Origin of the sequence: Brachybacterium sp. NBEC-018 (assembly GCF_024860185.1) — a bacterium.
In the GTDB taxonomy this organism is placed as follows: Bacteria; Actinomycetota; Actinomycetes; order Actinomycetales; family Dermabacteraceae; genus Brachybacterium; species Brachybacterium rhamnosum.
Genome location: NZ_CP100650.1, coordinates 3,770,309 through 3,783,603 on the forward strand (window position 1 = coordinate 3,770,309; position 13,295 = coordinate 3,783,603).

The 13,295-nt window shown below is 75.5% G+C and carries 13 protein-coding genes; 4 read left to right on the forward strand and 9 right to left on the reverse strand.

Annotated elements, in window-relative coordinates:
- Nucleotides 1–48: 48 nt before the first annotated feature.
- Complete coding sequence (locus NLU66_RS17250; protein WP_259360824.1) at nucleotides 49–699, forward strand: lysoplasmalogenase; 651 nt, start codon at nucleotides 49–51, stop codon at nucleotides 697–699.
- A 33-nt stretch (nucleotides 700–732) separates the two neighbouring features.
- Here NLU66_RS17250 and NLU66_RS17255 read toward each other — a convergent pair whose 3' ends face one another.
- The gene (locus tag NLU66_RS17255; protein WP_259360825.1) at nucleotides 733–1,626 is read right to left on the reverse strand and encodes an alpha/beta hydrolase; all 894 of its coding nucleotides are present in this window, start codon (nucleotides 1,624–1,626) and stop codon (nucleotides 733–735) included.
- An 87-nt stretch (nucleotides 1,627–1,713) separates the two neighbouring features.
- On the opposite strand from NLU66_RS17255, the gene mtnN reads away from it, so the two are divergent.
- Nucleotides 1,714–2,475, forward strand: a complete 762-nt coding sequence (gene mtnN / locus NLU66_RS17260; protein WP_259360826.1) for a 5'-methylthioadenosine/S-adenosylhomocysteine nucleosidase — start codon at nucleotides 1,714–1,716, stop codon at nucleotides 2,473–2,475.
- A gap of 6 nt (nucleotides 2,476–2,481) precedes the next feature.
- Here the strand turns inward: mtnN and NLU66_RS17265 are convergent, their stop codons facing one another.
- Nucleotides 2,482–3,420 carry an NAD(P)-dependent oxidoreductase gene (locus tag NLU66_RS17265; RefSeq protein WP_259360827.1) on the reverse strand — a complete coding sequence of 313 codons (939 nt, stop codon included), beginning with the start codon at nucleotides 3,418–3,420 and terminating at the stop codon, nucleotides 2,482–2,484.
- Between the two features lie 68 nt (nucleotides 3,421–3,488).
- Between NLU66_RS17265 and NLU66_RS17270 the strand changes: the two genes are divergently transcribed.
- Nucleotides 3,489–5,279 (forward strand): alpha/beta hydrolase, encoded by a 1,791-nt coding sequence (locus NLU66_RS17270; RefSeq protein WP_259360828.1) that lies wholly within the window; start codon nucleotides 3,489–3,491, stop codon nucleotides 5,277–5,279.
- A 36-nt stretch (nucleotides 5,280–5,315) separates the two neighbouring features.
- On the opposite strand, the gene NLU66_RS17275 is transcribed toward NLU66_RS17270, so the two are convergent.
- Entirely contained in the window at nucleotides 5,316–6,155 is an 840-nt protein-coding gene (locus NLU66_RS17275; protein ID WP_259360829.1) for a sulfurtransferase, read from the reverse strand.
- A 43-nt stretch (nucleotides 6,156–6,198) separates the two neighbouring features.
- Nucleotides 6,199–7,425, reverse strand: a complete 1,227-nt coding sequence (locus tag NLU66_RS17280; RefSeq protein WP_259360830.1) for an endonuclease/exonuclease/phosphatase family protein — start codon at nucleotides 7,423–7,425, stop codon at nucleotides 6,199–6,201.
- Nucleotides 7,426–7,565: 140 nt separating this feature from the next.
- On the opposite strand from NLU66_RS17280, the gene NLU66_RS17285 reads away from it, so the two are divergent.
- Nucleotides 7,566–8,468: an NAD(P)-dependent oxidoreductase gene (locus NLU66_RS17285; protein ID WP_259360831.1), complete on the forward strand. Its 903-nt coding sequence runs from the start codon at nucleotides 7,566–7,568 to the stop codon at nucleotides 8,466–8,468.
- A gap of 20 nt (nucleotides 8,469–8,488) precedes the next feature.
- Here NLU66_RS17285 and NLU66_RS17290 read toward each other — a convergent pair whose 3' ends face one another.
- The 5 genes from NLU66_RS17290 to NLU66_RS17310 are packed head-to-tail and all read right to left on the reverse strand — an operon-like array spanning nucleotide 8,489 to nucleotide 13,292.
- On the reverse strand, nucleotides 8,489–9,364 hold the full coding sequence (locus NLU66_RS17290) for a siderophore-interacting protein (protein WP_259360832.1): 876 nt from the start codon (nucleotides 9,362–9,364) through the stop codon (nucleotides 8,489–8,491).
- Nucleotides 9,361–10,200, reverse strand: a complete 840-nt coding sequence (locus NLU66_RS17295) for an ABC transporter ATP-binding protein (RefSeq protein WP_259360833.1) — start codon at nucleotides 10,198–10,200, stop codon at nucleotides 9,361–9,363. Before NLU66_RS17295 ends, NLU66_RS17290 begins: the two co-directional genes overlap by 4 nt.
- The gene (locus NLU66_RS17300) at nucleotides 10,193–11,287 is read right to left on the reverse strand and encodes a FecCD family ABC transporter permease (protein ID WP_259360834.1); all 1,095 of its coding nucleotides are present in this window, start codon (nucleotides 11,285–11,287) and stop codon (nucleotides 10,193–10,195) included. Before NLU66_RS17300 ends, NLU66_RS17295 begins: the two co-directional genes overlap by 8 nt.
- A complete protein-coding gene (locus NLU66_RS17305; protein WP_259360835.1) occupies nucleotides 11,284–12,330 on the reverse strand; it encodes an iron chelate uptake ABC transporter family permease subunit in 1,047 nt (348 codons plus the stop codon). The genes NLU66_RS17300 and NLU66_RS17305 overlap by 4 nt, the downstream gene beginning before the upstream one ends.
- Nucleotides 12,331–12,347: 17 nt before the next feature.
- Nucleotides 12,348–13,292 carry an ABC transporter substrate-binding protein gene (locus NLU66_RS17310; protein WP_259360836.1) on the reverse strand — a complete coding sequence of 315 codons (945 nt, stop codon included), beginning with the start codon at nucleotides 13,290–13,292 and terminating at the stop codon, nucleotides 12,348–12,350.
- Nucleotides 13,293–13,295: the final 3 nt, after the last annotated feature.

Genomic DNA, 13,295 nt, shown 5'->3' on the forward strand with positions numbered 1-13,295 from the left:
TGTCGACGAGCTCATGTCGCGATCTGGGGGAGCTATGCCCTGATCGGGGTGATTCACGTGCTCGCCGTCGCGGCGGAGGCCGAGACGCTGCGCCGGCTCACCCAGCCGCTGCTGGCTCCGCTGCTCATCGCCGCCGTGGTCACCGCCGCGCCGCGGATGCAGCGCACGACCGTCCTCACCCTCGGCGGCCTCGTCGCCGCCTGGGCCGGGGACTCGCTCGGCCAGCTGGTCCCGGACCCGAGCCACCTCATCGCCCCCGTGGCCTTCCTCGTGGCGCTGCTGCTCTACGCGGCGGCCCTGGCCCCGCAGTGGGCGCACAACCGCGACCCCATGCGCCTCGCGCTCGCGATCCCCTACGGGGCGGTCGTCATCGGGCTCTTCGTCGCGTGCGCGGACGGCGCGGGCAGCCAGCTCCCGCTCGTCGCGGCCTATGCGGTGGGCCTCGGCGTGACCGCCTTCATCGCGGCCGGCGGGAACCCGCTGACCTGGGTCGGCGGGACGCTGTTCCTCGTCTCGAGCTCGGTGCTCGCGATGGACTGGTTCCTCCCGGGCGCCGCGATCCCCATGAGCGACGTGTGGGTCATGGCGACGTACATCGCGGGCCACGGACTGCTCGTCGCCGGGATCGTGCAGCTGCTGCCCTCGCGCCGCTGGACGCCCGCGCAGTCCGGCGCCGCCCTCGTCATCGTCGAGAGCTAGAGCGCACTCCCGCTCCGGGCGGGACGCCCGGCCTCAGCGGCCGAGCGCGCGCCCTATCGCCTCGGACTGCTCACGGTGCAGGCGGTCCACGTCCTCGCCGCGCCGCTGCCACAGCTGCAGGCCCAGGCGGCCGCTCACCTCGCGCAGGGCGACCTCGACGCCCTCCTCCTCGAGCTGGAGGCGGAGCACGCGGACGTCGGAGAGGAACAGGTCCTTCATCCCGACGCCGAGGTGCACCGGCGGCAGGCCGCGATGGCCCGCGTTGATCGGGGAGAGCTCCGGGTCGTCCAGCGGCGTGCGGCCGGCGTAGGCGCGGGCGGCGTCGCGCAGCGCCCGGCGCTCGTGCACGGGATCCGACTCGCCCGTTTCCGAGATGCCCGCGTTCGCGAGCTCGAGGTCCAGCCACGGCGACATGACGACGACCCCGCCGGGGGACGGCACGTCCTCGCGCTCGATCAGGCGCCGCGCGACGGTGAGGGCGACGCCGCCGCCGGAGTGCTGGCCCGTGAGCACCCAGGGCGCCTCGAGACGGCCTGCGGCGGCGAGCGCGGCGAGCACCGACTCGGTGTCCTCGATCGCGATGGGGTGCTGGTGGTCGGGGGCCGTGCGGTAGTCGACCATGAGCGCGGCGCAGCCCTGCGCCTCCGCCTGCCGCGACAGCCACGCCCAGTCCGAGGCGAAGGGGCCGGAGACGTAGGCGCCCCCGTGGAGGTGCACGATGACGCCCTGGTCGGCGCGGTGCTCGTCGAGCCAGACGCAGCGGGTGCGGCCGATCATCTCGATCTCGACGCCGTGCCGCTTGAGCACCCCGGCCTGCGGGCGCGCACGGCGCGCCTCGCGCAGGGCGGGCAGCGACACCGCCGAGGGGATCGGGATCCGGCGCACGGTGCGCGCCCCCTGGAGCACGACGTCCCCGATGCGTCCCATTGCTGCCTCCTGCCTGCGACCCGCAGGTCGCCTCGCCGACGGTCTCCCCCAGCCTAACGAACCCGCCTGCACGATAGATTCACGGTCATGACCCAAGCCTCCGACGTGCCCGTCGGCCCCGATGCCCCCGCCCGTCCCGCCGGACCGCTGCTGGTCCTCGCGGCCATGCCCGAGGAGGCGGCCGCGATCACCGCGCTCATGGCGGACGCCGAGCCGCTCGCGGTCCCGCTCGCCGGGGTCGCGGCCGTGCGCGGGTCCCTCGGCGGCCAGGACACTGCCGTGGTCACCACGGGGATCGGCGTCGCGGCCTCGACCGCGGCGGCGACCTGGGCGATCCTCTCCCTGCGGCCGCGGGCGGCGGTCGCGGCCGGCTCGTGCGGCGGCCTCGCCGCCGATGTCGAGGTGGGCACCCTGGTCGTGGGCGACGCGTTCACCTGGTCGATCGCGGACGCCACGGCCTTCGGCTACGCGCCGGGGCAGGTGCCGGGCGGGCCCGAGCGCCATGTCGCCGACGCCGCGATCGCGGATCTCGCGGAGGCCTCCGCCCGGGCGGTCGACGAGGGCGCGGGCGTGCGCCGCGGCCTCATGCTCGCGGGCGACGCCTTCGTGACGGCCCCGCTCGCCGCCCCCATGCGCGAGCGCTTCCCCGACGCGCTCAGCGCGGACATGGAGACGACCGCCTCCGCCCGCACGGCCGAGGCCCTCGGGGTGCCCTTCGCGGCGCTGCGCGCCGTCTCCGACCTGTGCGGTCCCGCGGCCGGCCAGCAGTTCCACCTCGAGCTCGACGAGGTCGCGCAGACCTCCGCGCTCGCGGTCCAGGAGCTCGCCGCGCGGCTCGCCCGCGGCTGAGGGGACTCAGCCCGCGGGGTGCAGCAGCTCCTCGCCCGCCTCGAGCCGGCGGAGGTTCTCCGCGATCCGCTGATCCGCGCCCACGGGCTTCCCGCCCGCGGAGTGCGGGGTGATGATCAGCCGCGGCGCGTCCCACAGCGGATCGTCCTGCGGGAGCGGCTCGGGGTCGGTGACGTCGAGCGCGGCGCCGCCGATCGTGCCGGCGACGAGCGCCTCCCGCAGCGCCGCCTGGTCGACGGTCGCGCCGCGGCCCACGTTCACCACGACGGCGCGGTCCGGGAGGGCGTCCAGGACGGCCGCGTCGATCGCGTGGGCGGTGCTCGCGGTCGCGGGGAGGATGTCGATGAGCACGTCGGTCGCGGGCAGCGCGGCGGCGACGTCGGCCTCCGCGATCACCTCGAAGCCGGACCGCTCCCCCGCGCTGCGGGCGACGCCGCGCACGTGCGCGCCGAGCCCGGCGAGCACCGGGGCGACCGTCTGCCCGATCTGACCGAACCCCCAGATGAGCACCTCGGCGCCGACGAGGCTGTTGAGGCGCTCGGGCGGGTTCAGCGGCTGCAGGCCGCCGATCGAGCGGTCCCACTCGTGGCGCGACTGCGCGGCGAGGGAGGCGGGAAGGCTGCGCAGCAGGGCGAGCACGAGGCCCACGGTGTGCTCGGCGACGGTGAGCGAGTGCAGGCCCGCCCCGGTCGTGACCACGGCCCCGTCGCGGAAGCCCGCGGCCACGATGTTCTCGACCCCGGCGGAGAGCGACTGCACGAGCCGCACGCCGCTGAGGTCCTGCGCGGCGGACTCGAGGTAGGAACGGCTGGGTCCCCACAGCACGATCGCCTCGGCGTCGTGGTGCGCGGCGGGGATCGGGGCGCGCGCGTCGACCTCGACCGCCTCCCAGCCCTCGGGCAGCGCAGGGTCCAGGGGCATGGTGTCCGGGAGCAGGATCTTCATCGTCCCAGCCTACGGGGATGGACCTTCGCAGGGGGTCCGACGGAGGCCCCGTGGACTAGCCTCGAACCATGCGACCAGGCCCTGGCCCCTCCGCTCCCCGCCTCGCCCACCTGCTCACCCGCACGGCCCGCACGCTGCGCTCGGTGACGCGCGCGACCCGCCGCGGCGTGCGCCGCGCGGAGGTCACCCGGCCGCTCTCGAGCGGCGGCTTCCTGGGCGCCGCGGCCGCGGGCTGGGTCGCCACGACCCCGTCGATGCTCCCGCGCACCTGGTGGATGTGGGCCGTGAACATCGGGCTGTCGCAGTCCTACGGCTACACGACCGGCGTGCTCGCCGAGCGGCTCGTGCGCCGCGGCGCCGCGGCGCTCGGCCTCGAGGTCGGCATCGCCGAGGACCACCGTCGCCGCGCACGCCTGCTCGGCGCCTCCGCACTGATCGGGATCTCCGCCTACTCGTGGGTGCGGGGCGTGCTGCGCCAGCGCGAGATCAGCCACCTGGTCCAGCAGCGCCCCCAGAACCTCGCCACGCACCTCGTGGGGACGGCCGCGGGGCTCGGCGCCTCGCTCGGCGTGCTCGCGGCGGTGCGCGCGATCGGGGCGACCGCGGATCTCTACCGCGCCCTGCTGCGCCCGTACCTGCCCACCCGTCTGCTGGGCGCGGTGTCCCTCGTGCTGACCCTCGCGACGGTCGCCGTCGCCGTGGACCGCCTGATCCGCGGGCGCGTGCTCGAGCAGATGATCGAGCAGGCGGAGGCCGCGAACCGGCTCATCTCCCCGAACGTGCCGCGCCCGGACTCCCCCGCCCGCTCCGGCAGCCCCGCCTCCCACGAGTCGTGGCCGTCCCTCGGGGCCCCCGGCCGCAAGATCGTCTCGGGCGGCGCGAGCCCCGAGGCGATCTCCGCGGCGATCGGCGCTCCCGCCATGGACCCGATCCGCGTGTACGCGGGGAAGTCGACCTCCCGCACGATGGAGGAGACGGTGCAGGCGGTGCTCGCGGAGCTCGACCGCACGGGCGCCTGGGACCGCGAGGTGCTCGTGCTGTTCACGGGCACCGGGACCGGCTGGCTGCAGGAGTGGTCGCTCTCCGCGATCGAGTTCCTCACCGCCGGGGACTGCGCGACCGCGTCGATGCAGTACTCCGTCTACACCTCGGGGCTGAGCTACGTCGTGGACCGGCGCAGCCCCAAGCAGGCCGGGCGGCTGCTCTTCCAGGCCGTGCGGCGACGGCTCGACGCGATGGAGCCGGGGAGCCGGCCCCGGCTGTTCGTCGCCGGAGAGTCGCTCGGCTCGTTCGGCGGCCAGGCGGCGTTCCGGGACCTCCCGGACCTGCTCGCGAAGGTCGACGGCGCCGTCTGGACGGGCACCCCGTCCTTCACCCCGCTGTGGCAGCAGGTCACGGGCCGCTCCCGGCCGGGATCCCCCGCGATCGCGCCGATCATCGACCAGGGCCGGCACGTGCGGGTCGTGACCCGGCCCCGGGACCTGCACCGCAACTACTGGGGCGGGCTGTACGAGCCGTGGCGCTCCCCGCGCGTGGTCTACGCCCAGCACCCCTCCGACCCGGTCGCCTGGTGGCGGCCGTCCCTGCTGTGGGAGGAGCCCGACTGGCTGCGCGAGCGCGTGGGGCACGACGTGACCCCGGCGATGCGCTGGTTCCCGTGGATCACCTTCTGGCAGGTCGCCCTGGACATGCCGCTCTCGGTGCGCGCCCAGGGCGGGCACGGGCACTCCTACCGCGAGGAGATGGTGCCGATCTGGGCGGCCGCGCTGGGCCAGGACGTCGCCCCGGGCGGCGAGCACGAGCAGCGGCGCCGGCACGAGCGGATCGTGAAGGCGATCCGCGAGGTCGCCCGCGGCTGAGCCCGGCGCGCGCGGGCCGGGCTCAGCGGGTCGCGCTCAGGGCGTGGGGCCCGTCGCCACCGGGCGCTGCGGGTCGCTGCTCCACTCGGACCACGATCCCGGGAACAGACGCACGCGGGAGAACCCCGCGCGCTGCAGGGCGAGCACGTCGTGGGTCGCGGTGACGCCGGAACCGCAGTAGACGAGCACCTCCTGGTCGGGGTCGAGGCCCGCGCCGGTGAAGCGCTCGTGCAGCGCCTCCGGCGGCAGGAAGCGGCCCTGCTCGTCGAGGTTCCCGGCATAGGGCAGGTTCAGCGCTCCGGGCACGTGGCCGGCACGCGGGTCCACGGGCTCCACCTCGCCGCGGTAGCGCTCGGGGGCGCGGGCGTCGAGCACGGGGCCCTCCGCCGCGGCGACCTCGTCGATCCCGGCGATCGCGGCCGCGGGCCACTCCCGGGGGCCGACGTCACCGGGCTCCGGCCGCACGTCCTCCCTCTCGAGCGGTCCGTCCCAGGCGGCGAGGCCGCCGTCCAGGAGGGCGGCGTCCTGACCGATCGCGCGGAGCATCCACACGAGACGGGCCGAGGGCGAGCGGTCGGTGTCGTCGTAGGCGACCACGCGCGTGCCCGCGTCGATCCCGAGACCGCGGAGGGTCGCCGCGAACGCCTCCGGGGAGGGCAGGGGGTGCCGGCCGGCGGCGGGATCCGCGGGGGCGGCGAGCTGGGTGGGGAGGTCGACGTAGACCGCGCCCGGCAGATGCCCCTCGAGGTAGGAGTGGTGGCCCTTGGAGCCGTCGAGCGCCCAGCGCACGTCGAGCAGGCGCACCGCAGCCCCCTCCTGCGCGAGCAGCTCGTGGAGGGCGGGGACGTCGAGGACCGGGGGCAGCGCGTCAGTCATGGGCCGACCCTAGCGCCCGCTCCCCCGCCGCCGGGTGGCCGGCTCAGCGGCCGGTGATCCGGAGGTCCACCCGCACCAGGCGGTGGTCGGAGGTCGGGAAGGGGTACTCGCCGGTGAGCTCGCTGCCGGCCTCGCCCTTCTTCGGCCAGAAGACGCGGGCGTCGGTGACCTTGAGGTTCTTCGAGGGGAGCACGTAGTCCACGCGGAGGTTCCCGGGGCGCGGGTTCTCGCCGAAGTCCGCGGTGTCGTACTTCGGGTCGGTCCCGTGCTCGAGGTTCACGCCGCCCTGCTCCGTCGCGGCCTCGACCGCGCCGGTGCTCGTGGGGCGGGGGTCCTGGATCCGCGGGTGCTTGAGCAGCTGGTCGATCGCGCCGGGCCAGGAGTCGCCGTCGAGCGGGTCGGAGTTGTGGTCGCCGAGGACGACGAAGGAGGCGCTCGTGTCGAGGCCGCCGGCGGTCCCGGCGTCGTCGACGATCCAGCGGGAGGACTTCCCGGCGCGCAGGTAGTCCGCCCACAGGCGGATCTCGTCGTTGTTGCGCCGCTGGTTGCGCTTCTCCGGCCCGTCGAAGCTGGGCGGGGTGGGGTGGGCGCACAGCACGTGGAGCGTCGAGGTGCCGATCTGCACGGGCACGTCCCAGTGGGACTTCGAGCTGAGCCGCAGCTGCGCGGAGATCTCCTCGCCGTAGAACTCGGTGGGGAGGAGGTTGCTGGGCATGTCCTTCCACAGGAGGTTCTGGAAGGTGCGCACCTGCTCGGTGAGGATCGGGAAGCGGGAGAGCAGCAGCATCCCGTACTGGCCGGGGAACTCGCCGAAGCCCCAGGCGTCGTTCGCGCCGCCCACGGTGCCGTCGCGGTCGAGGTCGAGGCCGCTCGGCACACCGGTGTTCACCGGTGCGGAGTACACGTACGGGTAGTGCACGGGGGTGCAGCCGTTCTGGCTGACCTCGAGGTAGTTGCTGCGGAAGAGGTCCGCGCCGCGGCCCTCCTCGTCGACGTCGAACTCGTTGACGAGCAGGACGTCGGGGTTGTTCATCTGGATGACCTGGGCGACGGCCCGGATCTGCGCGTCGGTCCCGGACTCGAGGTCCTTCACGAGCTGCCCGGCGGAGGCGCGGTTCAGCGAGGCGTTGTAGGTCGCGATCCGCACCCCCTCGCCGCGACGCCCGAGGGCCGGCTGGGCGGCGCGGGCCGCGGTGCCCGCGGCGGGCACCCCCAGTCCGGCGGCGGCTGCGGCGGCGAGAGCTCCACGACGGGTGATCTTCGAGGTCATGGGCTCCATCATGCACGGCTCCCGGTGCGGCTCGCCAGCCGGGGCCGGGGCCGTGGGTGAACACTCCGAGAATGTCCGGTGCGCTTCCCGGGCCCCGGACCGGACGGCGCCGGGAACGGTCACGGTGCCAGACTGGCGGCATGAGGATCGCCTTCCTGGGAACCGGACGGATGGGCACCGAGCTGGCCCGTCACCTGCTGACCGAGCACGAGCTGACGGTGTGGAACCGCACCGCCGCCCGCACCGCCCCGCTCGCGGAGGCGGGAGCACGGGTGGCGCCGACGGCGGCGGAGGCCGTGGACGGCGCCGAGTTGATCGTCACCTCGCTCTTCGGACCCGCGGCGGTGCGGGAGACGGTGCTCGCGCCCGGGCTGGTCCCCGCAGGCGTGCCGTGGGTGGACACGACGACCGTCTCCCCCGCCGATGCCGACGACTTCGCGGCCGCGGTCCCCACCTACGTCGCGGTGCCCGTGGTCGGCACGCTCGGCCCGGCCCGCGCCGGTGCGCTCGGCGTCTACGTGGGCACGGCGGACGACGCCCTGCGCGAGCAGGTGCTCGACCTCGTGGCGCCGTGGGCGGATCCGGAGCGGCTGCGGGGCGTGGCCTCCGCCCGGGCCGCGGCGACCGGGAAGCTGCTCGCGAACCTCGCCCTCGCGGTGAGCGCGCAGGGCCTGCGGGAGGCGCTCGCCCTGGGCGCTGCCGCCGGGGTGAGCGACGAGGAGACCCTCGACATGCTCGGCTCGACGGGCCTCGCCTTCATCGCCGGCATGAAGGGCTCCTTCGTGCGCGGCGAGCGCGGCACCGAGGGTGGCGACTTCACGGCCGATGCGATCGCGAAGGACGCCCGGCTCATGATCGACACGGTCGCCTCCGCGTCCGACGGGGCCACCGGTGCCGACGGGGCCGACGGCTCCCGCCCCGGCGCGGACCTCCCTGCCCTGCGCGGGGCCCTCGCCTCCCTCGAGGCGGAGATCGCCGCGGGACACGGCGACCACGACTTCTCGACCGTGCTGCTGCCGGGGGCGCGCCCCACCGGCGGCTGACCAGCCCTTTCTGTGCGCGCTCAGAGGGTGAGCGGGCCGCCGAGGGTCCAGTAGCCGCGGAAGGCGACCTGCTTCCTGGGGAGGCCGAGCTCCGCGGTGAGACGGCGCCGGATGCGTGCGGCCGCAGCGGACTCCGCCGCGACCCAGGCGTACCGCTCCTCCCCCGGTGCGTGCGGGCGGCGGGCGCCCCAGGCGCTCACGCCCGCCTCGAGCGCCGTCCCCGCAGGTCCGCGCGGGCCGATCACCTCGAGCGCGATGCCGGGCGGGAGCGCGGGGAGCAGGGCGTCGGCCGGATCGGCGAGCTCGAGCAGCACGTCGCCGCCCGTCCCCTCCGGGAGCGCGGCGAGGATGTTGCGGATCGCGGGCAGGGAGGACTCGTCCCCCACGAGCAGCACCTGCGGCGGGTCGCGCGGCGGGGCGTAATGGATCCCGTACCCGGTGCGGCCGGCGCGAACGTCGGGACCGGTGAGGACGAGGCCGTCGCCCACCGCGCAGGTCATCGCCCAGGTCGAGGCCGGGCCGGCGGGCTCGTGGACGAAGACGTCGACGTCGATCTCCCCCGCCTCGGGGCGGATGGCCGAGGGGGTGTAGGTGCGCAGCACGTTGCGCTCGGCGACGGGGAGGGCCTTCCAGCGCGTGTACCACTCGCGCGGGTGCGGGGTGGGCTCGTCGAGCAGCCCGAACTCGGGGGCGGAGCCGTCGGCCATCGGCAGGACGAGCTTGATGCCCTGGTCCAGCCCCCACGGGGCGAAGCGGGCGAGCGCGGGGCCGCCCAGGGTGATCCGCACGAAGCCGGGGCTGACCTGCTCCCGTCGGCGCACCTGCACCGGGAAGGCGCTGTACTCCCAGGGCCGCATGCCCGCCCCTGCGGTTCCCGGCGCGATCGGCGCGGTCACCGCGTCCCCGCCTCACGCGCCGGGAGCGGCGCGCCGCGCGGGACCACGAGCGGGCCGCCGGTGATCGGGTCCTCGATGACGACGTTGGGCAGGTCGTAGATCTCCTCGACCAGGGTGCTCGTGACGACCTCGGCGGGGCTGCCGGAGGCGACCACCCGGCCGTCCCGCATGGCGATGATGTGGTCCGCGTAGCGCGCGGCGTGGTGGAGGTCGTGGAGGACCGCGACGATCGTGCGGCCCTCGCGGTGGAGCCGCGCGAGCAGCTCCATGAGCTCGATCTGATGGGCGATGTCGAGGAAGGTCGTGGGCTCGTCGAGCAGCAGCAGGTCCGTCTGCTGGGCGAGGACCATGGCGACCCACACCCGCTGGCGCTGGCCGCCGGAGAGCTCGTCGACGCGGCGGGCGGCGAGCTCCTCGGTGCCCGTCGCCTCGAGGGCCTCCTGCACGGCGGCCTCGTCGGCCTCGGACCACTGTCGCAGCAGGCCCTGGTGGGGGAAGCGGCCGCGGGCGACGAGGTCCGCGACCGTGATGCCGTCCGGGGCGAGGGCCGACTGCGGGAGCAGCCCGAGGCGCCGGGCGACCTCCTTCGCGGGGAGGCTCGAGATGGAGCGGCCGTCGAGGACGACCTGCCCCTTCTCCGGGGTGAGCAGCCGGGAGAGGCCGCGCAGCAGGGTGGACTTCCCGCAGGCGTTGGGGCCGATGATCACGGTGAAGGAGGCGTCGGGGATCGTCACCGAGAGCTCGGGGACGATCGTGCGGCCGTCGTAGCCGAGGGCGATCGACTCGGCGTGCAGCCGGGAGGTGGGGCGGTCGGGGCGGGGGCGGGGCTCAGGCACGGCGGCGGATCTCCTGGATCAGGGTCGCGACGAGGTACAGGCCTCCGACGGAGACCGTGACGACGCCGACGGGCAGGGTGACGGGGAGGACGTGCTGGGCGACGAGGTCGGAGCCGAGCAGGAGCACGGCGCCGACGAGCGCGGCGAGGCCCAGGGAGAGGTGCGGGGTCGCGGCGAGGCGACGGGCGACCTGCGGTGCGGCGAGGGCGATGAAGGCGACAGGCCCGATCACCGCGGTCGCGATCGAGACGAGCAGGACCGCGACGAGCAGCGCGAGGGTGCGCACGAGGCCGGGGCGGGCTCCGGTCGCGGTGGCCATGTCGTCGCCGAGATCGAGCTGCCGCAGCCGCGGGGAGAGGGCGGCGAGCACCACGAGCAGCGGCGCGGCGCACGCGAGGGCGCCCGCGAGCGGTGGGCCGGTGACCCCGTTGAGCGAGCCGGTCCCCCAGGCGGAGGCGAACATCGCCGTCTCGAGCTCGACCTCGAGCAGCATCCACGTGTTGGCGGAGGCGAGGATCGCGGCGACGCCGATCCCGATGACGATGAGGCGGAAGCCCTGCACGCCGTCGCGGCGGGCGAGGCCCCAGATCACGAGGGCGGTGAGCAGGCCGCCCAGGACGGCGCCCGCCGTCATGAGCGGCCACGACGCCTGCGCCAGGACGACGCTCAGCAGCATCCCCGTGAACGCGCCGTTGGACAGGCCGAGCACGTCCGGGCTCGCGAGCGGGTTGCGGGTGACGGTCTGGACGAGGGCGCCGGCGACGGCGAGGAGCCCGCCGAGGGTGACGGCGGCGAGCATCCGCGCCATCCGCCAGTCGATGACGACGGTGCGGTCGAGCGCCTCGCCGCCGCCCAGGAGCACCCGCACCACCGCGCCCGGGGAGAGCGGGTAGGTGCCGAGGCCGAGCGCCGCGACAGCGAGGGCCAGCAGCAGGGCGAGCAGGACCGTGCCCGTGACGAGGGAGCGGTTGCGCAGGGTCGCGGAGCGGCCGGCGAGGCGCAGCACGAGACGGCGGTGGCCGACGTCGAGCAGTACGCGACGGGCGGGGTGGGCGGAGTGGGCGGGGCGAGGGATCACGGTCGTCACAGCGTGCTCGCCCTCCTCCGCCGGGCGAGGACGATGAGCACCGGGGCGCCGACGAACGCGGTCACGATCCCCACGGGGATCTCCGCGGGCGCGATGAGCACCCGGCCCAGCACGTCGGAGAGCAGCACGACGACCGGGGCGAGCAGCACGGAGATCACGATGACGACCCGCTGGTCGACGCCGAGGAGCCACCGGGCCACGTGCGGGACCATGAGGCCGACGAAGCCGATCGGGCCCGCGAGCGCGGTCGCCGCGCCGGCGAGGACCGTCACGGCGGCGATCACGCCGAGGCGGATGCCGCGCACGCGGGCGCCCTGGGCGCGCGCCACGTCGTCGCCGAGCGCGAGCGCGTTCAGCCCCGGGGCGAGTAGCAGCGCCCCCAGCACGCCGAGCACGAGGAACGGCAGCACCGGGCCGATCACGTCGAAGCCCCGCCCGAGCAGGGAGCCCGCGTTCCAGGAGCGCATGTGGTCGAAGGCGTCGGGGTCGCTCAGCGTCATGCCGGTGGTCACGCCGGAGAACACCGCGCCGAGCGCCACCCCGGCGAGGGTGAGGCGGATCGGATCCGCGGCGCCCCGTCCCGAGGAGCCGATGAGGTACACCGCGACGGTCACGACGAGCGCGCCGAGGAAGGCGAGCCAGAGCAGGGCGGAGACGTCCCGCAGGCCCAGCAGCGCGACGCCCAGGGCGACCGTGAAGGCCGCGCCGGCGTTGACCCCGAGGATCCCGGGATCGGCGAGCGGGTTGCGGGTGAAGGCCTGGATCAGCGCGCCCGCCGCGCCGAGGGCGGCCCCGACGGCCAGCCCCGCGACGGTGCGCGGGATCCGCAGCTCGGCGACGACGTAGCGCGCCTCAGCGTCGCCCCCGCCGCGCAGCACCTCGAGCACGACGGGCAGCGGCAGGGAGTTCGAGCCGATCATGAGCGAGAGCGCGACGGCGAGCAGGAGCGCCGCGCCGAGGCCCACGAGGCCCAGCGCGGCGCGGCGGCGCCGGCGGCGGAGGACCGGCGAGGACGCCGCGGGTGCCGCCGCCGGCGCCGACACCGAGGAGGGTGCGGTCCTCACTGCTGCGCGGAGAGGATCTTCTCGATGTCGGACAGGACGAGGTCCCCGCCCTTGGGGCCCACGCCGGAGACCCAGTAGCTCGTGTCCACGAGCGTCACCGAGGGGAACGCCTCGGCGTTCTGGGTGATGGAGGCCGGGATCGTGGACTCGTCCTCGACGTCGGCGGTGGTCACGAGGACGTGGTCCGCCCTCGCGTCGAGGATGTTCTCCGGGGAGAGGTCCGCCTGCAGACCGTCCTGCCACTCGCGGTCGGGGATGGTCAGGCCCACGCACTCGAGGGCGCTGCCGGCGAAGGAGGTGGGGCCGTAGAGGCTGAGCGTGGTCTCGTCGCGGGGGCGGATGAGGTTCGCGGTGGTCCCCTCGTCGAGGTCGAGCTCGCCTTTGATCTCCTCGCAGCGCTGCTCGTGGTCGTCCAGCAGCGCCTGCGCCTGCTCCTCCTGGCCGAGGGCCTCGCCGACGAGCAGGGCGTTCTCCTGCCAGGGATCCGCCTGGGAGGCCATGTAGACCGTGGGCGCGATGGCGTCGAGCTGGTCGTAGAGCTTCGAGTGGCGCGACTCGGTGCCGAGGATGAGGTCGGGCTTCAGCGCGGCAATCGCCTCGAGGTCCGGCTCGGGGACGGTGCCGACGGGCTCGACGCCGTCGACGCCGAGATAGGCGGGGATGCCGGCGACGTTGCTCGCGACGGCGGCGCCGACGGGGGTCACGCCGAGGGCGACGGCGGTGTCGAGCTCGACCGGCTCGAGCACGACGACGCGCTGCGGATCCGCGGGGACCTCGCTCGTGCCGCGGGCGTGCTCGACGCTGCGGGTGCCGGCGCCGCTGCCGGTGCCGGCGGCGTCCGCGGCGTCGTCGGCCGCGCCGCCGCAGCCGGCGAGCAGGAGGGCGGTGGTGAGGGCGGCCGCGCAGAGCGGGAGGGCGCGCCGGGAGAGGGGGACGTGCATGGG

Bases quoted from the DNA above. Each gene is read 5' to 3' on its own strand.
- NLU66_RS17255 (WP_259360825.1), bottom strand. From the start codon at position 1,626: ATGGGACGCATCGGGGACGTCGTGCTCCAGGGGGCGCGCACCGTGCGC.
- NLU66_RS17275 (WP_259360829.1), bottom strand. From the start codon at position 6,155: ATGACTGACGCGCTGCCCCCGGTCCTCGACGTCCCCGCCCTCCACGAG.
- NLU66_RS17280 (WP_259360830.1), bottom strand. From the start codon at position 7,425: ATGACCTCGAAGATCACCCGTCGTGGAGCTCTCGCCGCCGCAGCCGCC.
- NLU66_RS17265 (WP_259360827.1), bottom strand. From the start codon at position 3,420: ATGAAGATCCTGCTCCCGGACACCATGCCCCTGGACCCTGCGCTGCCC.
- NLU66_RS17310 (WP_259360836.1), bottom strand. From the start codon at position 13,292: ATGCACGTCCCCCTCTCCCGGCGCGCCCTCCCGCTCTGCGCGGCCGCC.
- NLU66_RS17270 (WP_259360828.1), top strand. From the start codon at position 3,489: ATGCGACCAGGCCCTGGCCCCTCCGCTCCCCGCCTCGCCCACCTGCTC.
- mtnN (WP_259360826.1), top strand. From the start codon at position 1,714: ATGACCCAAGCCTCCGACGTGCCCGTCGGCCCCGATGCCCCCGCCCGT.
- NLU66_RS17285 (WP_259360831.1), top strand. From the start codon at position 7,566: ATGAGGATCGCCTTCCTGGGAACCGGACGGATGGGCACCGAGCTGGCC.